The sequence below is a fragment of the Pseudomonas sp. GL_090 genome, from assembly GCF_057837765.1.
Genome location: NZ_CM174452.1, coordinates 27,463 through 51,018, shown reverse-complemented (window position 1 = coordinate 51,018; position 23,556 = coordinate 27,463). Strand labels below are relative to the sequence as shown.

Here is a 23,556-nt window from a genome sequence, read left to right as displayed (position 1 = left end):
GGCGTCATCAGCTAACTCCATTCCACCCCGAGTATAGACAGCGACTCTGACCTCGCAATGCGAAGGCGTAAATGATCTGAAACAGCATTGACTTGCGTTGCAGGGCACGAATGGAGAAGGATGCAGACGAGTGGTGGCAAATCGATATAACGGAGCCGTCTCAAGGATGAAATAATTATGACAAATGCGTCTTAGCATTTTTCGTAAGCCAGCTAAGTTATGTCTTCCCTATTTCATTGCCTTGTTTCCTGGAGTTTTCATGAACACCGCCGCATTGCGCGAGCAGATCCAAAAAGCCCAACAACACGAAGCCGAGACCGGTCTGCTGACGCGTCAGCTGGAAAGTAAACTGCCTCATCTGCACCCGGCGATCCAATTGCCGGAGGCCGATACCAACGGCGTACTGACGCGATTTGTCGCCGCCTACATCGAAGAAGTGCCCGATCTGCTGGATGCAGCCAATGAAGTCGCCAGGGAAGCGGGCATTGAGTCACAGATCAAACCGGTACTGAGTATCGCCGAGCAGTACTTCCTCCAGCCGCCAGCCATCATGGCCGGCCATGTCGGGCTCGACAGCCTGCTGGATGAAGCTTACCTGGCGCACCGGTTTGTCGAAGAGGTCAACGACCTGTACATCAAGCATTTCGGCCAGCCACTGATCCCCTTGGACATGACTGTCGCCAACCTGATTGCTCACCAATTGATCGGTGAGGAATTTGCCAACCAACTGGACGAAGTCGTACATCACGCGTTCGAGCAAATGTTGACCGAAGAGAGCTTTGCGCTAGAGTCGGTGGAAGCCTACCGCGACAAGCTCAGCAGCCCGGACACCGGCGCCGCGTGGAAACGCTGGCCGTGCATGTCCCGCCGCCTGGGCGTAGGCCTGGAACTGGATCAGCCGGCGGCTTGATCCACCGGTAAACACTGTCCTCCTGTAGGAGCGAGCCTGCTCGCGATGGGGTCATGACATTCAACATCAACGTTGACTGATCCGCCGCCATCGCGAGCAAGCTCGCTCCCACATTGGGCCTCAGCCAGCCGCACCAATACCCGTGTTGGTACGAACCCTGCCTTCGAGCCTGCGCTTCAACCCCCGTGATTCAATCAACAGCTTCGACCCCTTGGCCGCGTTCGCCCGACCCCATTCCTCCAGCAGTTCCAGACACGAGTGATCGATATAGCTCAGGTTGTTGAGCGGCACATGCACCGTCGCGCCTGGTGGAATACTACTCAGCACCTGGGTCAGCGCTGGCACTTTGAGGAAGGTCGCCGCCCCCACCAGGCGCAATTCCATTTCACCGTCCTGAGGCAGGTCGATCAGGCTGATTTTCAACCGCGAAGCTTTCAGCGCCAGCTTCACCAGCGTCAGGCCGAAGCCAATCAACACGCCGGTCAGCAGGTCCGTGAAAACGATGGTGAGTGCGGTTGCCGCATAAGTGAACATCGGCGCCCGACCATACCGGCCCAAACCACGGAAGACCTTGAGATCCACCAGCTTGAAACCGGTGTACACCAGCACGCCCGCCAGGCTCGCCACCGGAATGCTTTGCAGCACGCTGGACAGCAACAGCACGAACGCCAACAACCACAGACCGTGGAAAATGGTCGAAAACCGCGTGGTTGCGCCGGCCTGAACATTCGCCGAACTGCGTACGATAACGCCGGTCATCGGCAGTGCCCCAAGCAGGCCACACAGCATGTTGCCGATACCTTGCGCCGACAGTTCCCGGTCGAAGTCCGAGCGCTGACCACTGTGCATGCGATCAACCGCAGCGGCTGAGAGCAAGGTTTCGGCGCTGGCGATGAAGGCCACGGCAAACGCCGCGATCAGCAAGGTCGGATCAGCCAGGTTGAGCAGGTCCGCGGGCTTCAGCCAGTCTATGGCTTCCGTCAGATTGGCCGGTACCTCAACCCGTTTGACCTGCAACGCCAGCACCAGGCTGGCAACCGTGGCCAGGCCGACGCCCAGTAGCGCGCCAGGAATGAAGCGCAGGGATTGCGGACGGAGTTTCTCCCAAAGCCACATGGCGGCGATCGTCGACAAACCGAGCAACCCGGCTTGCCAGCCAAACGTGGGCAACGCCTGAGCCAGCGCTGTCGGGAAGGCCGCCAGGTTATCCAGGCCCGAGGGTTTGGGCACGGCATCCAGCATCACATGCACCTGAGACAGGATGATCAGCACGCCAATCCCGGCAAGCATGCCGTACACCACCGCAGGTGCCGTCACCCGAAACCAGCAGCCCAGCTTCAAACGGCCAGCCACCAATTGCAGCAAACCCGCCAGCAACAGAATGGGCCCAAGCATGGCGATACCGTGCTGGCGGACCAGTTCGAATACCAGAACGGCCAGGCCCGCCGCCGGGCCGCTGACTTGCAGCGGCGAGCCGGCCAACCAGCCGACCACCAGACCACCGATGATGCCGGTGATCAGGCCTTTGGCCGGCGGCAGCCCCGAGGCAATCGCGATGCCCATGCACAGGGGCAGGGCGACCAGAAACACAACCACCGAAGCCAGCAGCTCCCGTGGCAGAACAGCTTTGAGTCGAGCAGCACGCATGGTGAATCTCCCGAAGTTTTCTTCAGGCATGGCAAAGCCAGGCTGCCTGAACGGCAGCCTCGGCTGAACCACACAACGATTTAGGAGGGTTTAGAAGCGCGCTTTGGGCGTCGCCACGGGAATCGGCAGGCTGCCATTGAGCGGCAGGAAACAACCTTGATCGGCGTCATACGCTTTGATTTCGCTGGTTTCGATGTTGTAGACCCAGCCGTGAATAAATAACTGACCGTTAGCCATGCGCGAGGCCACCGACGGATGGGTGCGCAGATGTTGCAATTGAGCGATCACATTCTCTTCGGTGAGGATGTGCATGCTTTCGCTTTCGCTAGAGCAGTTGCAGTTCTCCTGCACCATGGTTTTGGCCACTTCAGCATGACGCAACCAGGCCTTGACCGTGGGCATTTTTTCCAGACTGTCCGGGTTAAGCACAGCGCGCATGGCGCCGCAGTCGGAATGCCCGCAAATGATGATGTGGTGTACCCCCAGAGCCAGTACGGCGTACTCGATGGCCGTGGAAACACCCCCGTTCATTTGCCCGTAAGGCGGCACGACGTTGCCAACGTTACGGGTCACGAACAGGTCGCCGGGGGAGCTCTGGGTAATCAACTCGGGAACGATGCGCGAATCGGCGCAGGCGATGAACATCGCTCGTGGCCGCTGGGCCGTGGCGAGTTTCTTGAAGAGCTCTTCCTGCTGAGGAAAGATCTCATGATGAAAATGCAAAAAGCCGTCAACGATGTGCTGCAACGCTGCATCGGCGGTTTCGGCCTCGGGTTGGGCTGAAGCCGACGCAGCCAACGGCTGTTTATCCTTGTCACTCATCAATTCATCCTCATTGGCGGGCTCAGGGAGTCATCCCGTGTGGTCCGGTGTGAAGCCAGTGGCTGGTGAAAAAACATCCAGGCCAAACATCTCGACCCATCAGTCACTCGATGAACAAGGTAGCGACCGAATCTTAATTGAAACTGAATAAACCGCTCTAGAATGCGTGTTCCAGGTCACAAAAAACGTGACCCGCCTAAGGCTCGAGCGTGATCTTCAGTACCAACCATAGGCCAATTGTCCTCAAATCAACGACATTTGGCGACCCGGCGGACAAAAGGCATTGCAGTCCAGGTCAAAGCCTTCCCGGTGATTGAGCCCCAGGCGCTTGATGGTTTTGGCAAAGCGCTGTGCCAGCAGGTCGGCGAAGGGGCCTTCACCGCGCATACGAGCACCAAAGCGGCTGTCGTAGAGTTCACCGCCACGACTCTGGCGAATCAGGCTGAGCACATGCGCCGCCCGTTGTGGATAGTGGGCGCCCAGCCATTCTTCGAACAGCGGCGCCACCTCCAACGGCAGGCGCAACATCATGTAAGCAGCACTTTGCGCCCCTGCCGCCCAGGCTTCGGTGAGCAGGCTTTCGAGCTCGCTGTCGTTGATCATCGGAATCATCGGTGAACAAAGCACGCCCACCGGAATGCCCGCCTCGCGCATGACCCTGATCGCCCGCAACCGGGCCTTGGGCGCTGCGGCCCGGGGTTCAAGGATACGCTTGAGCTCGTCGTCCAGTGTGGTCAGGCTGATCATTACCGCCACCAATCTTTGGCTGGCAAGCTCGGTCAACAGGTCCAGGTCGCGAAGGATCAGCGAGCCCTTGGTGACGATGGTCACGGGGTGTCGGTAACGCAGGAGTACTTCAAGGGTTTGCCGGGTGACCTTGTATTCGCGCTCGATCGGCTGATAGGGATCGGTGTTGGAGCCGAGGTTGATCGGCGCACATTGATACCCACGTTTTGAGAGTTGTTCCTCCAGCACCTGCGCGGCGTTGGTCTTGGCGATGAGTCTGGTTTCGAAATCCAGCCCAGGCGACATGTCCCAATAGGCATGGCTTGGTCTCGCGTAGCAGTAGATGCAGCCATGCTCGCAGCCGCGATAGGGATTGATCGATCGGTCGAAGGGCAAGTCCGGCGACGTGTTGCGGGTAATGATGGTTTTCGCCGTTTCAATGCTCACCTCGGTGCCCTGGGTAAGCGGTACTTCCTGATACCAACCGTCGTCCTCAACCACCGAATGGCGGGGGGCAAAGCGGTTGTGCGGGTTGGTTGCGGTGCCGCGGCCGCGGGGAGGCAGAGAGCTAACCATCGGCGGACTCCTTGATCTGTATATTCATACAGTATACGACCAGCCGCGAATCGACCAGTACCGCTCAGCCGTTCATCTGGTGACAAGGCGTCATGAGTTACTTGTTCATCAAAGATGGGAAAACTGAGGAAACATATAGTCAGTGGTTAGATCCAATCCCCCCCCGTATATTCAGCCAGACAAGCAACACCCTCAACAGTCATCAAATAAAAGGATTTATTAATGTCTTTCTTTAATCAGCGCGGCATCTTTCTGCAACTCATGCAACCGAGTCCTTCGGAGCCCAACACACTGGTTTCGCTGCAACTGGCGCGAAAAGAGTTAAGTTGGGATGCGGCAAATAATGTTCAAATTGAAAGCCTGGTCGATTCGGAGTTTTACACTGCTGTTTCCACGGACCGTGGTAACTCGTTCAGCATCAGGGCCGTTGGCAAGGATGTCGATCTCGACGGAAAGATCGGTGCCGAGGACAAAGCCAAGTTACAGGCGCTGGCAAAGGCTTATGCCAGTATCGTCAATCCCTGAGCCCTGACTTTCCAATCACTGGAAAAGCATGATTGCCGAATGCATGCGGGCTCCCGCGTGCATTCCAGACAGCCACGAGAATCAAAAATGTCCAAGCCCATAAAAACCGGTGCTTATCTACAAAAAATAAAAACGCCAGAAAATGTGCAGATAGTTATCAAGCCAATAAGGGCAGACGAGCATCCAAATAAAACAATGGAGCAGTTCGCTGATGTTCTCGCAAGCGCTCCCTCCGTGACACTCCATATAAAAAACGATAGCAAGACTTCAAAGCTCGATTTTGATCCATGGTCCGATGTCAATGTTATTCCAGGCAATAGCATCGACAAAAAGGACATTGCCGCACTTACACAACTTGCACTCGATTTTTATCATCAACAAATAATTGCTCCAGAGGGCATAGCGTACCTTTATTGTCTTCCCGCTAAACCACCCGAGCTTCGAGTAGATGTTGAGATTTTTGACATTGATGAAGATGATCATCAACTGTATAGCCGCGTAGTGTTCGAGACCAAGTCAGCGGATGCCGGCTTGTCTTTTGAAGGTTGGGAGCGCAACCCTCTCACTGGACAAGTGTTTGACTATGGGGTCGAACTGAACGAGATGCTCAAATCATTCATCAAACTGAAACTATAACCTGAGCGTGGACTTCACGATTCTTTGACAGTCAGCTCACAGGCCTTTGACCGTGCATGGCTGATCCTTGCCACCCTCTTCCCGTCCCTTTCTGAACGGTCGCTCAAGCATGCCTTTTCCACGTTTTTTATCTGCAATATGCCTGTCGCTGGTTGCACTCGTTAACCTGACACCGGCACTTGCTGACGACGGTGTGATGCAGCGTCCGGCAGACTGGGCTCAACCGGTCCAGAAGCAATACAACCTCTTCCAGATGTCGCCGACGCTCTATCGCAGTGCCTTGCCGGACAAGGGCGCGGTGCCGCTGCTGGAGAAACTCAAGGTGGGCACAGTGATCAACTTCCTGCCCGAAGCAGACTCCAGTTGGTTGTCCACGCCAGGCATCACGCAAGTACAACTGCCTTATCGCACCAACCATGTCGATGACGCCGATGTGCTCAAGGCCTTGCACGCCATTCAGTCTGCTGAAGCCAAAGGCCCGGTGCTGATGCACTGCAAACACGGTTCCGACCGTACCGGCCTGATGGCAGCCATGTACCGGGTTGTCATCCAGGGCTGGACCAAGGAGGAGGCCCTGAACGAAATGACCCAGGGCGGCTTTGGTGACAGCACCCACTTCAAGGACGGCATTCGCTACATGATGCAGGCCGACGTGGAAAAACTGCGCACCGCCTTGGCCAATGGCGATTGCAGCACCAGCCCGTTCGCCGCGTGTTCAATGAAGAGCTGGTTCAAGTCCGCTCATATCGAATAAAGAAAGCCCCCGTTGCATTGCGCAACGGGGGCTTTTTTCACTCAGTGTTGTTCGTCAGGCTTTTTCTTCAGTTTCGGATTCGGGAAGAACTGAACCGCCTGAACCTTGGTGTCGGCAGGTTTGAGTGCGCTGGTGTTAACCCGCGTACCCAACTCCTTGGGCACCGACAGCCCTTGCTCATTGAGTGTATCGGAGTAACCGCAGGCCACGCACTCTCGGTGCGGGACCTGATCTTCGTTCCACATCATCAACTTGTCCGGCTCGCTGCATGCAGGGCAGACCGCCCCGGCGATAAAGCGTTTTTTCGTAATCACAGGCCCCTCACTCATGCTGCCGCGTCCTCACTCAGGCCGCTGTGGCGCAAGAGTGCGTCAATTGATGGCTCACGACCACGGAAGTCGACGAACAGCACCATCGGCTCCTGGGAGCCGCCACGGGCCAGGATTGCTTCGCGGAACGCACGACCGGTGTCGGCGTTGAGCACGCCTTCTTCTTCGAACTTCGAGAACGCATCGGCGGACAACACTTCAGCCCATTTGTAGCTGTAGTAACCCGCGGCGTAACCGCCAGCGAAGATGTGCGCAAAGCTGTTGGGGAACCGGTTGTAGGCGGGTGGACGCATCACCGAAACCTCGTCGCGCACGCCTTCGAGCACTTGCAGCACGCTGCGGCCGTCGCCGTGGGTGGCGTGCAGTTCGAAGTCGAACAGCGAGAACTCCAGTTGGCGAACCATCATCAGGCCGGACTGGAAGTTTTTCGCCGCAAGCATTTTCCCAAGCAGGTCCTGCGGCAGCGGTTCTCCGGATTCATAGTGACCGGAAATCAGCGCCAGGCCTTCAGGCTCCCAGCACCAGTTCTCCATGAACTGGCTCGGCAGCTCGACCGCATCCCAGGCCACGCCGTTGATGCCGGACACGCCAGCATGCTCGACGCGGGTCAGCAGGTGATGCAGGCCGTGACCGAACTCGTGGAACAGGGTGGTGACTTCGTCGTGGGTCAGCAGCGCAGGCTTGCCGCTGTCGGCCGGGGTGAAATTGCACACCAGGTTGGCCACCGGGCTTTGCAATACACCACCAGCGGTGCGACGACGGTCGCGTGCGCCGTCCATCCACGCACCGCCACGCTTGTTGGCGCGGGCGTAGAGGTCAAAGAAGAAGCGGCCGACGTGCTGGCCGTTTTCCTTGATCTCGAACAGGCGGACATCCGGGTGCCAGGTGTCGAAACCTTTCTGCTCGGCAATCTCGATGCCGTACAGACGCTGGACGATGGCGAACAGGCCGCTGAGCACCTTGTCGATCGGGAAGTAGGCGCGCAGGGCTTCCTGGGCCACGCTGTAGCGCTGTTCACGGAGTTTTTCGCCGTAGAAACCGCTGTCCCAGCTTTGCAGATCCGGGCAGCCCTGTTCGGCGGCATAAGCCTTGAGCTGTTCCAGATCCTGGACGGCGAACGGCTTGCTGCGCTTGGCCAGGTCGCGCAGGAAGCTCAGCACCTGATCGCTGGATTCGGCCATTTTGGTCGCCAGACTCAGCTCGGAAAAACTGCTGAAACCCAGCAACTTGGCCAGTTCCTGACGCAGGTCGAGGATTTCTTCCATGACCGGGCCATTGTCGTTCTGGCCGGCATTCGGCCCCTGGTCCGACGCGCGGGTGCAGTAGGCGGCGTAGACTTCTTCACGCAGTGCACGGTCCTGGGCGTAGGTCATCACCGCGTAATAGCTCGGGAATTCCAGGGTGATCAGCCAGCCGTCCAGATCCTTGGCCTGGGCCGCGGCGGCCATTTGCGCCTTGGCCGAGTCGGTCAGGCCGGCGAGGGCGGCTTCATCGGTGATGTGCTTGGTCCACGCCTGAGTGGCATCGAGCAGCTGGTTGGAGAAACGGCTGCCCAGTTCGGACAGCTTGCTCTGCACTTCGGCGTAACGCTTCTGTTCGGCTTCCGGCAGGTCGATACCCGACAGACGGAAGTCACGCAGGGAGTGTTCCAGGATAGTTTTCTGCGCCACGTCGAAACCAGCGGCTTCCGGGCTGCAGGCCAGGGCTTCGAAAGCCTGGAACAGTTCGCGGTTCTGGCCCAATTCGGTGGAGTAGGCGCTCAAGGCTGGCAGGCAAGACTCGTAGGCTTCACGCAGTTCAGCGCTGTTGCACACGGCATTGAGATGGCTGACCGGGCTCCAGGCAGCGCCCAGACGGTCGTTGAGTTCGTCCATCGCCAGCACCAGGCCAGCCCACGTTGGCTGTTTGACCTGGGTCTTGAGGATCTCGGCGATAGCGGCACGGTTGTCAGCCAGGATCTGTTCAATAGCCGGTTGTACGTGTTCGGCGCGGATGGCGGAGAACGGCGGCAGGTCATAGGACTGCAAAAGAGGGTTGTTCACGCTCACGGTTGATACCTTGGCTGGAGAAACATACTGCCATCTTAATTACAATCGACGTTCACCGCAGCTATCAGCAACAGAGAGAAACCCTATCGTGAACCTTCGCAAGTATCAGAACCACACTCCGCTGCTGGGCAAAGGCGCTTTTGTCGACGGCTCGGCGGTGGTGATCGGCGACGTTGAAATTGGCGAAGACAGCTCGGTCTGGCCGCTGACAGTGATCCGCGGCGACATGCACCGCATCCGCATTGGAGCGCGCACCAGCGTGCAGGATGGCTGCGTGTTGCACATCACCCACGCCGGGCCGTTCAACCCGGACGGCTATCCGTTACTGATCGGCGATGACGTGACCATCGCCCACAAGGTCATGCTGCATGGTTGCTCGGTGGGCAGCCGGGTGTTGATCGGCATGGGCAGCATCGTCATGGATGGCGCGGAGGTCGACGATGATGTGATCATCGGTGCCGGCAGCCTGGTGCCGCCGGGCAAGCATCTGCAAAGCGGCTTCCTGTATGTAGGCAGCCCGGTAAAGCAGATCCGCCCGCTGACGGACAAAGAGCGCGCCTTTTTCACCTACAGCGCGGCGAACTACGTGAAGCTCAAGGACCTGCATCTGGCCGAAGGCTACGACCAGCTTTGACCCGGCCCCCTTATTCAGGATTCGACATGCATTACCAAACCGTTTTGTTCGACCTCGATGGCACCCTGACCGACCCGCGCGAGGGCATCACCCGTTCGATCCAGTTCGCCTTGGGCAAACTGGGTATCGATGAACCGGACCTGACCAAGCTCGAACACTTCATCGGCCCACCGCTGCTGCAGGCGTTCATGCAGTTCTACGGCTTCGATGAAGCCAGGGCCTGGGAGGCGGTGAACTTCTACCGCGAGCGCTTCAAAGTCACCGGCCTCTACGAAAACCGCGTGTTCGAGGGCGTCACGCCGCTGCTGGAAACCTTGGGCGGACAAGGGCGGCAGTTGTATATCGCTACCTCGAAACCCTGGGTGTTCGCCCGGGAAATCGCCCGGCATTTCGACTTTGCCAAACACTTCAAAGTGATTTACGGCAGCGAACTGGATGGAACCCGAACCAACAAGGTCGAGCTGATCGCTCACCTGATTGCGGAAGAAAACCTGGAGCCGACCAACACCTTGATGATCGGTGACCGCAAGCACGACCTGATCGGCGCGCGTAGCAATGGCCTGGACGCGGCGGCAGTGGGTTACGGGTTCGGCAGCCATGAAGAGTTGAGTGCCGAAGCGCCTGCGTATCATTTTGAAACGCTGGCTGAGCTGCATCAGGCGTTTTTGCAGAGCTGATACAGCTTTACCCCTGTGGGAGCGAGCCTGCTCGCGAAGGCGGCTGCACATTCAAAATCAATGTGTCTGACAGACCGCTATCGCGAGCAGGCTCGCTCCCACAGGTGGACTGCGTAAGTATTCAAGGTCTGGGTGGCGGCGCCAATTTCTGCCCTTGCTCAACCGCCCAGTTCACCACCTGCGCGGTCAACTGATCGTTCGCCTGACCGAACCCGACCACCACCGCCGGAACCTGCACATCGCTCAAAGGCTGGCGCACTTCAAAACGGCGGCTGGCAAGGATGCGCTGGTCATAACTGCGCACCAGCAATGCATCCAGACGCACGACCGCGCTGGCGTTCTTACCCTGATATTCAGTCTGGAACGCCAGCAGGCTGCCACCCAATTCAAGATCGGTCTGGAAAATGCTGTCATCGGTGCTCAGCAACGGCACCCGTCCGTCATGCTGGAAACCTTCCAGCAGGCGATTGCGCATTAGCACCGGCGCCGGGTCGCTCCAGCGTGAACCCTTGTAGTGGCTGATCACATCGCCCTGGGGAATCACTGCGATGTTCGGACTGTTCAACGCTTCGCTGGACTGGAATGTGCTCAGGCGCAGCGACCAGCGCTGTGGCGTGCCATAGTTGGCCGATGCGCTCTGGGCCGACGGCAATCGATAGACCTCGAAGGGCTCGGGCTTGGGCAGGATCGAGCACGAACTGATCAGCGTGAAGCCAGCGAGGAGGGCAATCCGAATCAGCTTCATGGCGTGAACTCCTTCGTCTTGTCACTGCCCAGCAGGTAACCGCTGGGGTTGGCTTCCAGGCGTGTGGTAATGGTACGCAACGAACTCAAGGTTTCGCGCATCTCGTGCACGGCCGGGCCCAGGCCATTGAGGCCTTGCATGCCGCTGTTGAGCGAGTCCTGATTGGCGGTGATCAGTTTGTTGAGGGTGGCACTGCTCTCCTGCAGCGACTTCATCGCTTGCTCGGCGCTGCCCAGCGCTTCCTTGCCATGCTCGTTGAGCAGCCCGTTGGCATTGCGCATCAGCGCCGTGGTCTGCTCCAGCATGGTGTTGGCCTGCTTGCCCACCGAGGCCAGTTGCTGCATGGCCTGGCGGATATCGCCGCGCTGCTCGGCAATGGTCCCGGTGGTTTGTTCCAGGTGCTCCAGGGTGTTGCTGATGCGCTCGATGTTTTCCGTGGAGAACATCAGGTTGGCGTTATGCATCAGCGTGGTCACCCCGGCCATCAGGTCTTCGCTGTCATTGAGCAGTCGGGCAATGGGCGAGGGCGAGGCGACTATGGTCGGCAGGTTGCCGTCCTTGCCCTTGAGCGTCGGGCTCTGTGGTGTGCCGCCACTGAGCTGGATGATCGAAGTCCCGGTGACCCCGGTCAGGGCCAACTTGGCATTGGTGTCTTCCTTGACCGGCGTATCGCCGGCCAGGCGAATTCGCGCCAGCACCCGGCGCGGGTCTTTCGGGTCCAGGCGCAGCGAGATCACGTCGCCGACCTTGATCCCGCTGTACTGCACCGAACTGCCCTTGGACAATCCGCTGACCGCCTCGTTGAACACGACCTCGTAGTCCTTGAACTCGGTGTCGACACTGGACTTGGCCAGCCACAGGCCGAACAGCAGCGCGGCCGTCACCACAATCACGGTGAACAGGCCGATCAATACATGATGGGCTCGGGTTTCCATGTCAGACCTCTTTGAGCTGTTGGGCGGCTGTCAATGCCGCGCGGCCGCGAGGGCCATGGAAGTATTCGTGAATCCACGCATCGTTGGTTTCCGATACCTTGTCGATGGCGTCCGCCACCAGCACCTTTTTCTGCGCCAGCACCGCCACCCGGTCGGTGATGGTGTAGAGCGTGTCGAGGTCGTGGGTCACCAGAAAGACACTCAGGCCCAGGGCATCGCGCAGGGTCAGGATCAATTGGTCGAACGCGGCGGCACCAATCGGGTCGAGACCCGCGGTGGGCTCGTCGAGAAACAGGATGTCCGGGTCCAGCGCCAACGCCCTGGCCAGCGCGGCGCGCTTGATCATGCCGCCGGACAGCGACGCGGGGTACTTCTGCGCCGCCGACAGCGGCAACCCGGCCAGGGCCATTTTCACCGCTGCCAGGTGCTCGGCGTCGTTGCGGCTCAAGCCGGCGTGTTCGATCAGCGGCAGGGCAACGTTCTCGGTCACGGTCAGTGAAGAGAACAACGCGCCTTTCTGGAACAGCACGCCGAATCGCCGCTCCACCAGCGAACGCTCATGTTCGGACAAGGTCGGCAGGTTTTTCCCGAAGACTTTCACTACGCCTTCGCTGGGCTGGCGCAACCCGACAATGCTGCGCAGCAGCACCGATTTGCCGCTGCCGGAGCCGCCGACCACGGCGAGGATCTCGCCCTTGTACAAGTCCAGATCAAGGTTTTCGTGCACGCTCTGGCTTCCAAAACGGTTGCACAGCCCACGGACTTCAATCACCGCCTCGCAGGGCGCTCGAGGGATACGACTCACCACCCCATCTCCATGAAAAACATCGCGGCGATCGCATCCATCACGATCACCACGAAAATTGACTGCACCACACTCGACGTGGTGTGCGCGCCCACAGACTCAGCGCTGCCACTGACCTTGAAGCCTTCCAGGCAACCGATGGCGGCGATGAGGAAGGCGAACACCGGCGCTTTGACGATACCCACCAGAAAGTGCTGAACGCCGATGTCCGATTGCAACAGCGACAGGAACATCGCCGGCGAGATATCCAGCGCCACCGCGCAGACCACGGCACCACCGATAATCCCCGACAGCATCGCCAGGAAGGTCAGCATCGGCAGGGAGATCAGCAACGCCAGGACCCGCGGCACCACCAGCAACTCCACAGGGTCGAGGCCCAGGGTGCGGATGGCGTCGATCTCCTCGTTGGCCTTCATCGAACCGATTTGCGCCGTGAACGCACTGGCGGTGCGTCCGGCCATCAGGATCGCGGTCAGCAACACACCGAACTCGCGCAGGAAGGCAAACCCCACCAGGTCCACGGTGAAGACGGTGGCGCCAAACGTGGCCAACACCGTCGACCCGAGAAACGCCACCACGGCGCCCACCAGAAAAGTCAGTAACGCAACGATGGGGGCGGCGTCGAGACCGGTCTGTTCGATATGGGCGATCATCGGCGTGACGCGCCAGCACTTGGGACGGAACAGGCCGCGGACGATGGTTTCGATGATCAGGCCGACGAAACCCAGCAGTTGCAGGGTGTCCTGCCAGACGGTGTCCACCGCGCGGCCTATACGGGTCAGCAACTGAATGGAAACGCTGACTTGCGGTTCCTTGATCGGTACGCAGAAGTCGGTCAACGAGCAGTAGACGGTTTGCAGCAACGCCCGATCGGCAGCGCAGAGTGTGCAATCAGGATGTTCGGCGGAACGACCGAGGCGCTCGGAGCCGAGCAGTTCGACCAACAGCGAAGCGCCGGCGGTGTCGAGGGCGCCGAGGCCATTGAGGTCGAGGGGGGTGTTGGCGTCGTACTGGCCGTGGAGTTTTTCGCTCAACAGCTTGAGGTCCGCGTAATGGGCAAGCGTCCAGTCGCCCGTCACCCGCAACAGCGCAGGGGTAATCGACGTGTCCAATCGGGCGTTGCCGGCCATCGTGCTGCTGATCATAAGCTCCGTGCTTGTTCAGTGATTACGCAGCCTACGTAATAGCACGAACCGGACTACTTTTCTTTGATCGCTGTGCTGTCCGTGACTTTGAAACGCAGCACGCCGATGACCTGGCCATCTTCGGTCAACACCCGAACCTGCCATTTGCCGGCCGGGTTGCCCGGGAAGTTCTGCTTGTGGGTCCAGGCCCGGTAACCTTCCTTGCGTCCGCCACGAATATCCAGGGGGATGCGGTCGACCTCTTTACCGTTGAACTGCCAGACATGATAAATCCGTTCGCCCAGGCCACGTGGAGCGTTGATCGCGGTGTAGGCGTAGAGCCCGCCATTGCGAATCTGCTCGGCACTGACTTCGTCGAGGCTGGCGCCAGGCGTGCGGTCCTGCATTTGCGTGCTGATGGCCACGTCGGTCATCCACAGCGTCGCCGGTGGCACCCACGAACGCAGCGTCCAACCAACGGCGCCGATGCCCAGGGTGATACTCAATATCGCCAGCGCATTGCGCAGGGTACGAATCGGGAAGATCGACGCCAGGCTCGGGAACGACAACAGCACCGAGATACCCAGTGCCCATTTGAAGCTTTGCGCGGTGGTCAGGTGCATGATCACTGGCAACGCGGTGAGCAGCGCGGCGAACAGGGTCAGGGTGTGCAGGGCCAGAAACGCCCAACGCCGTGGAGCCAGCCACTTGTAGTAGAGCGGGTCGATGATCGAAATCAGCGCCGCAACGCCCAGCAGCCCGGTGAAAAACAACTGGCCGCTGTTCCACGTCGTGGTGATGAAGAAGAACGGCAGGACAAAGAACAGGCTTTCCTGATGGATCATCTGCGTTGCGTAACGCAGCAAGGGTTCTGGTATTTCGCGCTTGAATATGCGCGTGAACAGCTTGGTCAGGCTGTTTTCCAGCATCAGCCAGATCCAGCTGATCAGCATGATGGTGGTGATCCAGCTCGCCAGGCCTTGCTGGCGATCGACCAGAATGAAACTGCCCACCCCGGAGATGAAACCACAGAGCGCAATGACCCCAGGGTAGCGCTTCATCAATTCGAGGATGCGCTGTACGAAAAGGGTCAGGTTTTGCATTCGGCGGTTTCACAGTCGTCGTAGGAAAAAACCTCGACAGGGTACCGCTGGTGCGGCGCTGTGGCGAGGGTTCACGGTCAGTTACGCCACGCACCTGTGGGAGCGAGCTCGCTCGCAATGAGGTCGGCACATCCAACATTTTTCGTCGGCTGACAATCCGCTATCGCGAGCAAGCTCGCTCCCACAGGTAACCGGCAAGGCCTCTCAGGCCGTTGTCACATGGAATGGTTACTTCCTGCGATGCAAACGCCAGCCCACCAGCATCAACACGATCAAGCCCGCCCCACCGACCACCAACCACATCAACTGGTCATAACTGAACAACGCCCTCTCGATCCGCAAATACCCTGGTTGCAGGAGCAATTCACGCACGGCCTTGTTCGCTTCTTCCAGGGTCACCCCCTGCAGCTCACGGGCCGGGTTGGTAAAGCGGCCGTCCTCGTAGTTGCCGATGGCGCTCCAGTAGTAGTCGGCCAACGCGCTGTTGCCTTGTACGGCCCAGGCCTGGCGGGCAATCGCTGCCTGCTTGAGGCGGTTGAAGGTGTCGGCATTGAGGCCGTCCTTGAGCAATCCGGCCTTCAGGTCCTCGAGTACTTGTTCGGCATCGGCCACGTCGTCGCGTTCAAGGTCGGCATTGAGGCTCATGAAACCCACGCCGCCGAACACTTCGCGTTCCACCCACGGGCCGTAGGACAAACCGTGAGCCAGGCGCAGCTGGCGATAGAGCGCCCAATCCAGGTAGTCCTTGAGCAAATCGAAGGTTTGGTCGTGCCCATCCTCCAGTACCGGCTCCGGCACCAGCCAGTGCAACTTGGCGCCGTTGCCGACCAGCCCGTGGGTCAAGGTGCGCTCATGGGCGGCGCTGGCCTGGATTTGCGGCAGCGGCGGGTGCTCGCCAGGCGTAATCGCTTCCAGCGCACCATACGCCCGCTCCAGATAGGCCGGAAGCAACTTGTCGAGGTCGCCGACCACGATCAGGGTCATGTTGTTCGGCGCATACCAGTCCTTGCGCACCTGCTCCAGTTGTTCACGGGTCAGGTCATCGACTTGCGCACGCTCCGGGCATTTGAGGCCCAATTCCACGGCCAGTTGTTTGCTGGCCGTGTGGCCCAGGTCCTGACGATCGAGCCAGCGTTGCAGGTGCGAGTAGTGGCCGCCGTCTTCACGTTCGACCACTTGCTTGGCCGCGTTGATAGCGCTGTCGTCGAAGCGGGTCTGGGTCAGCAACGCCAGCAGCAGGTCAAGCACCTTGCGCTGGTTTTTCGCCGGGGCTTCGATGACGAAGGTCGTATCGGCATTGCTGGTGAACGCGTTCCACTCGCCGCCAAGAGCCTGCATGCTTTCTTCCAGTCCGCCTTCGCCGCTGGCGTCGATACCGCTGAACAACAGGTGTTCCAGCAGATGCGGCAGCTCCTTTTCCTGGCACTTGAAATCGTCCAGGCCAACGCCGACCACCAGCCGGATCGCCACATGCCCGCGGTCAGTGCCGGGTTTGAGCAGCAACTGCAAACCGTTGCGCAGGGTATAGCCCTCGACCTGGAAACGATCCAGGGCGAATGACGGGAATGAACCAAGCAAAAGGCAGGCGAACAACAAACAACGCATAACAAGCTTCCGTACGGCTAGCTAAGTTCAACAGACTTCAGGTAACCGTGGACGTTCAGGGTGAATGTGTGATGTCGCTCAAATCGTCGACCACCAGCGCACCGGTGTCCGATGTTTCCAGCACCACGTACGCACTGCTGCAAAACAGCGAATTGAGACGCTTCATGTCGGCGATCAGCTCCAGGTGTAACGAACTGGTTTCGATACTTTGCACGATTTTACGTTGCAGGCGGCTGACATGAGCGTGAGCCAGGCGCCGTTCCTGTGCGCGGAAACGACGTTTTTCACGCACCAGCTGGCGGGCACTCTCCGGGTCGCCACTGAGAAACACCGACATCCCGAGCCGCAGGTTGGAAATCAACTGAGTTTGCAGCCCGGTCAACTCGTCCAGCCCGACTTCGGAAAAAGACCGGCGCTGCGAAGTTTTCTGCTGCTGGACCTTGCGCAGCATGCGTTCGATCAAGTCGCTGGCCAGTTTCAGGTTGATCGCCAGCTCGATGATTTCCGCCCAGCGCCGGCTGTCCTGATCGCTGAGATCTTCCCGGGGCATTTGCGCCAGATACAACTTGATCGCGCTGTAGAGCGCTTCGACATCGTCGGTCAGGCGACGGATTTCCTGAGTGACGGCAGTCTGCTTGCCGCGCAACACGTCGACCATCGCTTCGAGCATGTTGTCGATCAGGTCGCCCATGCGCAGGGTTTCCCGGGCCGCGTTGGCCAGCGCCAAACCGGGGGTGACCAATGCCGTGGGGTCAAGGTGCCGGGGTTTGGCCGTACCGTTGGCCAGCGGACGCTCCGGCAGCACCCAGGCACAAAACCTGGCCATCGGCCCGACGCTGGGCAGCAGGATCAGGCAACGCGCGGTGTTGTAGAGCAGGTGAAAGCCAATGACCATTTCCTGGGGGCTGAAATCCAGGCCATCGAGCCAGCGCACCAGCGGATCGAGCACAGGAATGATCAATAAAAGACCAATCAGTTTGTACAGCAGACTGCCCAGCGCCACTTGGCGCCCGGCGGCGTTCTGCATGCTGGTGCTAAGGAAGGCGAGAATGCCGCTGCCGATATTGGCGCCGATCACCAGCCCGATGGCCACCGGCAGGCTGATCACATTGGCGCCCGCCAGGGTCGCGGTGAGCAACACAGCGGCCAGGCTGGAATAGGACACCATCGCGAACAGCGCGCCGACCAGGGCGTCGAGCAGGAGGTCGCCGGTGAGCGAGGCGAAAATCACCTTCACCCCTTTGGCATGGGTAATCGGGTGCGCAGCTTCGACAATCAGTTGCAGCGCCAGAATGATCAACCCCAAACCAATGGCGACACGGCCCATCTGTCCGAGTCGGGTCTGCTTGCGCGACAGAAAGAAAATCACCCCGGCAAAAATCAGCAGGGGCGACAACCACGACAGATCGAACGTCAGTACTCGTGCCATCAGGGCCGTACCGACATCGGCACCGAGCATGGTGACCAACGCCGGCGTTAGCGCCATCAGGCCCTGGCCGACAAAGGAAGTGACCAGCATGGCGGTGGCGTTGCTGCTCTGGACCATCGCCGTCACGGCGATCCCGGAGAGGAAAGCCAGCCAGCGGTTGGTCATGTTGTGGCTGATGACATGGCGCAAGTTGGTGCCGTAGACCCGCAGGATGCCGGTTCTGACGATGTGCGTGCCCCAGATCAGCAGGGCCACGGCAGAAAGCAAATTGAGCAGGGTGAGCATAATGACCCCCTGTGGTGTAGCGCCCCAATGGAGCAAGTTGACGGTACCGCGCGACGTTCTACGTTCTGTACTTAAGCTGTAGTTGGCTAACGGTCTACGCGCCAGCATCGCATAGCCAAAGAAGGGATTGAAACAGAACTGTCATGAAACCTGGTTCACGTAGGTATGAAAAAAGGGGCCCGAAGCCCCGATTTTATGTAGGAGCGAGCTTGCTCGCGATGGTCGTAAACGAAAACGCGTGTTTACGAGATTAGCGCGGAGCGCTCGAGTCCATCGCGAGCAAGCTCGCTCCTACAGGGTTACTGGCCTGGAATGTCCTTGCGCAGCTTTACCGGATCCTGCTGTTTCTTCTTTTTCGCGATGGCAGTGCGCATCCTGATGTTGATCGCTTCCACCGCCAGCGAGAACGCCATGGCGAAGTAGACGTAGCCTTTTGGCACGTGCACGTCCAGGGATTCGGCAATCAGCACCGTACCGACGATCAGCAGGAACGACAGCGCCAGCATCTTCAGCGATGGGTGCTTGTCGATGAACTCACTGATGGTGCCGGATGCCCACATCATCACCAGTACCGCCACGATGATTGCCGCGACCATGACCGGTACGTGGGAAACCATGCCGACAGCGGTGATCACCGAGTCCAGGGAGAACACGATGTCGATGATCGCGATCTGGACGATGGTGTAGAGGAAGTTGCCGCCCTTGCCCGAAGGTTCGTCGTTGCTTTCGTCTTCACCTTCCAGTGCGTGGTACATCTCTTGCGAGCTTTTCCACAGCAGGAACAGACCACCGAAGAACAGGATCAGGTCGCGTCCGGAAATGCCCTGACCGAATACTACGAACAGGTCCGCCGTCAGGCGCATGACCCAGGTGATCGACAGCAGAAGCAGGATTCGCGTGATCATGGCCAGCGCCAGACCGAAAATCCGGGTGCGCGCCTGCATGTGTTTGGGCATGCGGCTGACCAGGATCGAAATCATGATGATGTTATCGATACCCAGGACGATTTCCAGGGCGGTCAGGGTGAAGAAGGCAACCCAGATTTCAGGGTTGGTCAGCCATTCCATGTGTATTCCTTTGAGCGATTGTTAAACCACAACGGGCCCGGACTTCAAACAGCGAAGCCTGGACCCGAAGTGGTGAGTCTTGGGCTTATAGAGTACTGAACACCGGGAAAGTCCCCAACAGCAGTGCAGCAATCAGTATGCAGATACAAACCAGCACTGCCCACTTCAGGGTGAAGCGCTGGTGGTCACCGAAATCGATGCCGGCCAGGGCCACCAACAGGTAGGTCGATGGAACCAGCGGGCTCAACAGGTGGACGGGCTGACCGACGATCGAGGCACGTGCCATTTCCACCGCGGTTATACCGTAATGGCTGGCGGCTTCGGCAAGAACCGGTAACACGCCGTAATAAAATGCATCGTTCGACATGAAGAAAGTGAACGGCATGCTTACCAGCGCCGTAATCACCGCCAGGTACGGGCCGAGGAAGTCCGGAATCACTGCCAACAGGCTTTTCGACATGGCGTCGACCATCCCGGTGCCGGTCAGGATACCGGTGAAGATACCGGCCGCAAAGATCAACCCGACCACAGCCAGCACGCTACCGGCGTGGGCCGCGACGCGATCCTTCTGCTGTTGCAGGCAAGGATAGTTGACGATCATGGCAATACTGAACGCCACCATGAACAGCACCGGCAACGGCAGCAGGCCGGTGATCAAAGTGCCCATCAGGGCCAGCGTCAGGGCGCCGTTGAACCAGATCAGGTTCGGACGACGGGCATCCGGGAACTGCGAAACGCTGATTTCACTGTGGTCGATTTCATCGCCCACCAGGTGCAGTTCACCCAGGCGTGCACGTTCACGCTTGCCGTAGAAGTAGGCAATGACCAGGATCGCCACCACACCGGCCAGCATCGCAGGAATCATCGGTACGAAGATGTCGGACGGGTCCACGTGCAGCGCACTGGCCGCGCGAGCGGTCGGGCCGCCCCATGGGGTCATGTTCATCACGCCACCGGCGAGGATGATCAGGCCGGCCATGATCCGCGGGCTCATGCCGATACGGCTGTAGAGCGGCAGCATGGCGGCCACGCAGATCATGTAAGTGGTCGCGCCGTCACCATCGAGGGAGACCACGAGCGCCAGAACGGCGGTGCCGACCGAAACCTTCAGCGGGTCGCCCTTGACCAGTTTGAGGATCTTGCGCACGGCCGGGTCGAACAGGCCGGAGTCGATCATCAGGGCAAAGTACAGGATAGCGAACATCAGCATCACGCCAGTCGGCGCAAGCTTGGTGATGCCCTCAAGCATCATCGGGCCGATCTTCGGCGAAAAACCGCCGAACAGGGCAAAAATGATAGGAATGATGATCAGAGCGATCAGCGCGGAAAGGCGCTTGGTCATGATCAGGAACATGAACGTGATGACCATGGCGAAGCCAAGGAAAGTCAGCATGGGAATACTCCAGGCGTAGCGCGACTAGGGAATGAGCGGATCGGGCGGGATCAGCGCAGAACGGAAAGCACGAGACGTACGGGCGGAGTTACAGCGAATTGGCGGGTAGAAGAGGACATCAGAATCACCATTGTTGTTGTTAAATGGGCTGTGCGAGCGATAAAACGCTGGCATTGGCCAACCGGTCTGTTGCCGGTAGTGGGGGCGATCCTAATCGGGGAAGCTTTCAGCCAGCTTTCGGCGATGAAAGCAAGGACCGGATGTGCAACCGATCGTCGGATCGGGTTTCAAGTCCCTGAACACAGGGCGGGAGGTTGAACATGGGTGAGCTTCACACCGGCGGCTGCCATTGCGGGCAACTGCGCTATCAATTCAGCGGGCCGCTGCACGATATTGCCCACTGCCATTGCTCGATTTGCCGACGGGTCAGCGGCGGCATCGTGACCACCTGGATCACCGTGCCGGTATCGGCCTTTCAATGGCTGGCCGGGACGCCGTCGCGGTACGATTCTTCAACCACCTGCGCACGATATTTCTGCGGCCATTGTGGGGCGCAACTGGCGCTGGTGACGCTTCTGAGCCCGGAAAGTATCGACCTGACCATCGCCACCCTCGACCATCCCGAGCAAGCACGGGCCGAGCGGCACATCTGGACCGACAGCCGTTTGCCATGGCTGCATCTGGACGAACACTTGCCCGGGGAGGCTCAGGAAACACTCTGATCAAAAAACAGTCAGGTCCAGCGGACGAATGGCGCCCATCCAGATCGCGTGCTCGGTGTGATCAAGCAAATCGTCACCGGTGTCCGGGTGCAGAAACACCACCAGGCCCTTGCGGTTGAGCGCCAGCCACGGCAGCACGTCGCCCAGCACCTGCGGCTCGAACGCCAGCTGGCAGCTCCAGTCCGGGTGCGGACCGACCGGGCGCTCGTGCACACGGCCCATGTTCAGTGGAAACAATTGCGCTGCCTGCTCACACAAGGCCCGCGCTTGCCCGATCGTGCTGGCATCGAAATAGACGTGGGCGTGGTAACCCGTGATCTGCTGCATCTGAATCCCTCTGCAAGCTGTTCGAACCCTCGCTGGTTCCTGCGGGTCAAACATCATATAGGCGCTGGAAAACAGGAAGCCCAGCCATGAAAAATGCTGAAACCCCCGTCGTGAAAGTGGTGCTTTATGGTGCCATGAGTAGCCTGGGCAGTGCGCTGATGGCTGAAATGCTGCGGCGCCAGCATGAAGTGATCGCGATTCTCGATGATCTCAATGCTCTGGCACCCCGTCCAGGGATGCGCACCAAGACTGGCGACCTGTTCGACGCGCAACGGGTCAGGCAGAGTGTGGCCGGCAGCTCCGTGGTCATCTGCTTACTGGACGCTCCAGGCTTACCGTTCAACAGCGAACACGTGGAAAAAACCGTCGTACCGGGCCCGGTCGAGCAGGTGCTGGCGGTGGATGCGCTAATCGATGGCATGCAGGCAGCGAACATCGCCCGATTGTTTCTGGTGGGTGATTTCGACGTGCTGGACGATCCGGAATCCGAAGACAGCTTGCAACGTCACGCCGCCGAGGAAATCCGCGAGGCACTGCAAAACAGTTCTTTGAAGTGGACGTTGGTGAACGAACCGCGTGGGGTACCGGGGCTGACCATCGAACATTTTGCCCAAATCGGTGGCAACCTCGAGCCGGGACTGACCGAACCACTCGCAAGGCTGGCCCGCACCGCCGTGGGCATTGCCGATGAATTGCACTTGAACCTGCACATCGGCGAGCACGTCAACTTCATCGCCACTGACAGCTAAACCGCAATGGACGGCAGCGTCAGGCCGTTGAGCGATTGCGCACTGCCGGCCTGCTCGGCCATCAACCAATCCACAAACTGCTGGATCAACGCTCCGCGTCGTTTGCGCTGGGGCAGAACCACGTAGTAACCCAGTCTCGACATCACCGTTTCGCCGATCGGTCGACACAACAACCCTTGCGCCAGCAAGTTATCCACAAGGTGGCGCCAGCCGATGGCCACCCCCTGGCCGCCAATCGCCGCCTGAATCAATAAAGTGTAATTGTCGAAGCGCAACTGCCCGGGCGCCGGGGGTGAGGTGATGCCCAGTTCGCGGAACACACCACTCCAGTCGAACCAGTTACTGCTGTGTTCCCCACGCAGGTGCAACAACGGAAACTCCAGCAATGCCTGGGCCGGCAAGGGCATGGAACGTTCGCTCAACAACTGCGGGCTACACACCGGAAACACTTCTTCGCTGAACAGCCAATGACTTTCACCCTGCTTGAAGCGGCCATCGCCGAACAGCACCGCCACATCGATATCGGTACGTAGCATGTTATGGCTGCGTTCACTGGTGACCAGGCTGACATCCACCTGCGGATTGGCCGCGTGAAAGCGGTGCAGGCGCGGCATCAACCAATACGCGGCGAAGGCAAAATCCGTGGCCACCTGCAGCACTTCGTGCTGTTGCTGTGCGCTGATTGTGTTCAATCCTGCATCGATGTTCTGCAAACCGAGCTGAACCTGCTCGAAAAGAATCTGCCCAGCCTCAGTCAGTTCGATGCCACGATAAATGCGGTCGAACAGGCGGGTCGCCAGTTGTACTTCCAGGCGCTTGATCTGCTGGCTGATGGCCGGTTGCGTGGTGCCCAGCTCAACCGCCGCCGCAGTAAAACTGTGCTGACGGGCCGCCGCTTCGAAGGTGCGAAGCAAATCCAGTGACAGGTCACCAAGGGCGTCATACATAAGCTGTGCTTATCCTAGTCATTGCCGTGCATGGGC

The 23,556-nt window shown here is 59.2% G+C and carries 24 protein-coding genes; 8 read left to right on the top strand and 16 right to left on the bottom strand.

The annotated features are described in order from the left end of the window. The first annotated feature begins 259 nt into the window (after positions 1 to 259). A complete protein-coding gene (locus tag AC3ITA_RS00240; protein ID WP_095942991.1) occupies positions 260 to 910 on the top strand; it encodes a hypothetical protein in 651 nt (216 codons plus the stop codon). Positions 911 to 1,030: 120 nt separating this feature from the next. On the opposite strand, the gene AC3ITA_RS00235 is transcribed toward AC3ITA_RS00240, so the two are convergent. From AC3ITA_RS00235 to AC3ITA_RS00225, 3 genes are all read right to left on the bottom strand, one after another. After that, positions 1,031 to 2,557, bottom strand: coding sequence for a SulP family inorganic anion transporter (locus tag AC3ITA_RS00235; protein WP_150671876.1), 1,527 nt, complete (start codon positions 2,555 to 2,557; stop codon positions 1,031 to 1,033). A gap of 90 nt (positions 2,558 to 2,647) precedes the next feature. Next, a complete protein-coding gene (locus AC3ITA_RS00230; protein ID WP_008045785.1) occupies positions 2,648 to 3,379 on the bottom strand; it encodes a carbonic anhydrase in 732 nt (243 codons plus the stop codon). Between the two features lie 243 nt (positions 3,380 to 3,622). Beyond that, a complete protein-coding gene (locus tag AC3ITA_RS00225; RefSeq protein ID WP_095942993.1) occupies positions 3,623 to 4,681 on the bottom strand; it encodes a PA0069 family radical SAM protein in 1,059 nt (352 codons plus the stop codon). Between the two features lie 222 nt (positions 4,682 to 4,903). Here AC3ITA_RS00225 and AC3ITA_RS00220 point away from each other — a divergent pair, with 222 nt between their 5' ends. The 3 genes from AC3ITA_RS00220 (at position 4,904) to AC3ITA_RS00210 (ending at position 6,596) form a co-directional block, all read left to right on the top strand. Further along, entirely contained in the window at positions 4,904 to 5,206 is a 303-nt protein-coding gene (locus AC3ITA_RS00220; RefSeq protein ID WP_095942994.1) for a hypothetical protein, read from the top strand. Positions 5,207 to 5,293: 87 nt separating this feature from the next. Beyond that, on the top strand, positions 5,294 to 5,842 hold the full coding sequence (locus AC3ITA_RS00215) for a hypothetical protein (protein WP_414929625.1): 549 nt from the start codon (positions 5,294 to 5,296) through the stop codon (positions 5,840 to 5,842). Between the two features lie 109 nt (positions 5,843 to 5,951). Next, positions 5,952 to 6,596, top strand: a complete 645-nt coding sequence (locus AC3ITA_RS00210; RefSeq protein ID WP_414929626.1) for a dual specificity protein phosphatase family protein — start codon at positions 5,952 to 5,954, stop codon at positions 6,594 to 6,596. Between the two features lie 41 nt (positions 6,597 to 6,637). On the opposite strand, the gene AC3ITA_RS00205 is transcribed toward AC3ITA_RS00210, so the two are convergent. After that, a complete protein-coding gene (locus tag AC3ITA_RS00205) occupies positions 6,638 to 6,925 on the bottom strand; it encodes a YheV family putative zinc ribbon protein (protein WP_008018424.1) in 288 nt (95 codons plus the stop codon). Further along, entirely contained in the window at positions 6,922 to 8,973 is a 2,052-nt protein-coding gene (gene prlC, locus AC3ITA_RS00200; protein ID WP_489279062.1) for an oligopeptidase A, read from the bottom strand. Before prlC ends, AC3ITA_RS00205 begins: the two co-directional genes overlap by 4 nt. 88 nt (positions 8,974 to 9,061) lie before the next feature. Here prlC and AC3ITA_RS00195 point away from each other — a divergent pair, with 88 nt between their 5' ends. Next, positions 9,062 to 9,607, top strand: coding sequence for a gamma carbonic anhydrase family protein (locus AC3ITA_RS00195; RefSeq protein ID WP_150671880.1), 546 nt, complete (start codon positions 9,062 to 9,064; stop codon positions 9,605 to 9,607). Between the two features lie 26 nt (positions 9,608 to 9,633). Beyond that, positions 9,634 to 10,284, top strand: a complete 651-nt coding sequence (locus AC3ITA_RS00190) for an HAD family hydrolase (protein WP_489279059.1) — start codon at positions 9,634 to 9,636, stop codon at positions 10,282 to 10,284. Positions 10,285 to 10,405: 121 nt separating this feature from the next. On the opposite strand, the gene AC3ITA_RS00185 is transcribed toward AC3ITA_RS00190, so the two are convergent. From AC3ITA_RS00185 to AC3ITA_RS00145, 9 genes are all read right to left on the bottom strand, one after another. Further along, positions 10,406 to 11,029, bottom strand: coding sequence for an ABC-type transport auxiliary lipoprotein family protein (locus tag AC3ITA_RS00185; protein ID WP_489279057.1), 624 nt, complete (start codon positions 11,027 to 11,029; stop codon positions 10,406 to 10,408). Further along, entirely contained in the window at positions 11,026 to 11,964 is a 939-nt protein-coding gene (locus AC3ITA_RS00180) for an MlaD family protein (protein WP_489279056.1), read from the bottom strand. The genes AC3ITA_RS00185 and AC3ITA_RS00180 overlap by 4 nt, the downstream gene beginning before the upstream one ends. 1 nt (position 11,965) lies before the next feature. Continuing rightward, complete coding sequence (locus AC3ITA_RS00175) at positions 11,966 to 12,769, bottom strand: ABC transporter ATP-binding protein (RefSeq protein WP_095943002.1); 804 nt, start codon at positions 12,767 to 12,769, stop codon at positions 11,966 to 11,968. Next, the gene (locus AC3ITA_RS00170) at positions 12,766 to 13,914 is read right to left on the bottom strand and encodes an MlaE family ABC transporter permease (protein ID WP_489279054.1); all 1,149 of its coding nucleotides are present in this window, start codon (positions 13,912 to 13,914) and stop codon (positions 12,766 to 12,768) included. Before AC3ITA_RS00170 ends, AC3ITA_RS00175 begins: the two co-directional genes overlap by 4 nt. 53 nt (positions 13,915 to 13,967) lie before the next feature. Then, the gene (locus AC3ITA_RS00165) at positions 13,968 to 14,996 is read right to left on the bottom strand and encodes a DUF5924 family protein (RefSeq protein WP_489279052.1); all 1,029 of its coding nucleotides are present in this window, start codon (positions 14,994 to 14,996) and stop codon (positions 13,968 to 13,970) included. 228 nt (positions 14,997 to 15,224) lie between these two features. After that, positions 15,225 to 16,601 carry a M16 family metallopeptidase gene (locus AC3ITA_RS00160; protein WP_489279051.1) on the bottom strand — a complete coding sequence of 459 codons (1,377 nt, stop codon included), beginning with the start codon at positions 16,599 to 16,601 and terminating at the stop codon, positions 15,225 to 15,227. Between the two features lie 55 nt (positions 16,602 to 16,656). Then, entirely contained in the window at positions 16,657 to 18,315 is a 1,659-nt protein-coding gene (locus AC3ITA_RS00155; protein ID WP_489279049.1) for a Na/Pi cotransporter family protein, read from the bottom strand. 299 nt (positions 18,316 to 18,614) lie between these two features. Then, the gene (locus AC3ITA_RS00150) at positions 18,615 to 19,382 is read right to left on the bottom strand and encodes a TerC family protein (RefSeq protein ID WP_095943007.1); all 768 of its coding nucleotides are present in this window, start codon (positions 19,380 to 19,382) and stop codon (positions 18,615 to 18,617) included. 85 nt (positions 19,383 to 19,467) lie between these two features. After that, entirely contained in the window at positions 19,468 to 20,775 is a 1,308-nt protein-coding gene (locus AC3ITA_RS00145) for a CitMHS family transporter (RefSeq protein ID WP_095943008.1), read from the bottom strand. A 320-nt stretch (positions 20,776 to 21,095) separates the two neighbouring features. On the opposite strand from AC3ITA_RS00145, the gene AC3ITA_RS00140 reads away from it, so the two are divergent. Next, positions 21,096 to 21,497, top strand: a complete 402-nt coding sequence (locus AC3ITA_RS00140) for a GFA family protein (RefSeq protein WP_489279047.1) — start codon at positions 21,096 to 21,098, stop codon at positions 21,495 to 21,497. On the opposite strand, the gene AC3ITA_RS00135 is transcribed toward AC3ITA_RS00140, so the two are convergent. Continuing rightward, on the bottom strand, positions 21,498 to 21,824 hold the full coding sequence (locus AC3ITA_RS00135) for a DOPA 4,5-dioxygenase family protein (RefSeq protein ID WP_095943010.1): 327 nt from the start codon (positions 21,822 to 21,824) through the stop codon (positions 21,498 to 21,500). An 86-nt stretch (positions 21,825 to 21,910) separates the two neighbouring features. Between AC3ITA_RS00135 and AC3ITA_RS00130 the strand changes: the two genes are divergently transcribed. Continuing rightward, positions 21,911 to 22,573, top strand: coding sequence for an NAD(P)-dependent oxidoreductase (locus AC3ITA_RS00130; protein ID WP_095943011.1), 663 nt, complete (start codon positions 21,911 to 21,913; stop codon positions 22,571 to 22,573). On the opposite strand, the gene AC3ITA_RS00125 is transcribed toward AC3ITA_RS00130, so the two are convergent. After that, a complete protein-coding gene (locus AC3ITA_RS00125; RefSeq protein WP_095943012.1) occupies positions 22,570 to 23,520 on the bottom strand; it encodes a choline sulfate utilization transcriptional regulator in 951 nt (316 codons plus the stop codon). The genes AC3ITA_RS00130 and AC3ITA_RS00125 overlap by 4 nt on opposite strands. Positions 23,521 to 23,556 lie beyond the last annotated feature (36 nt).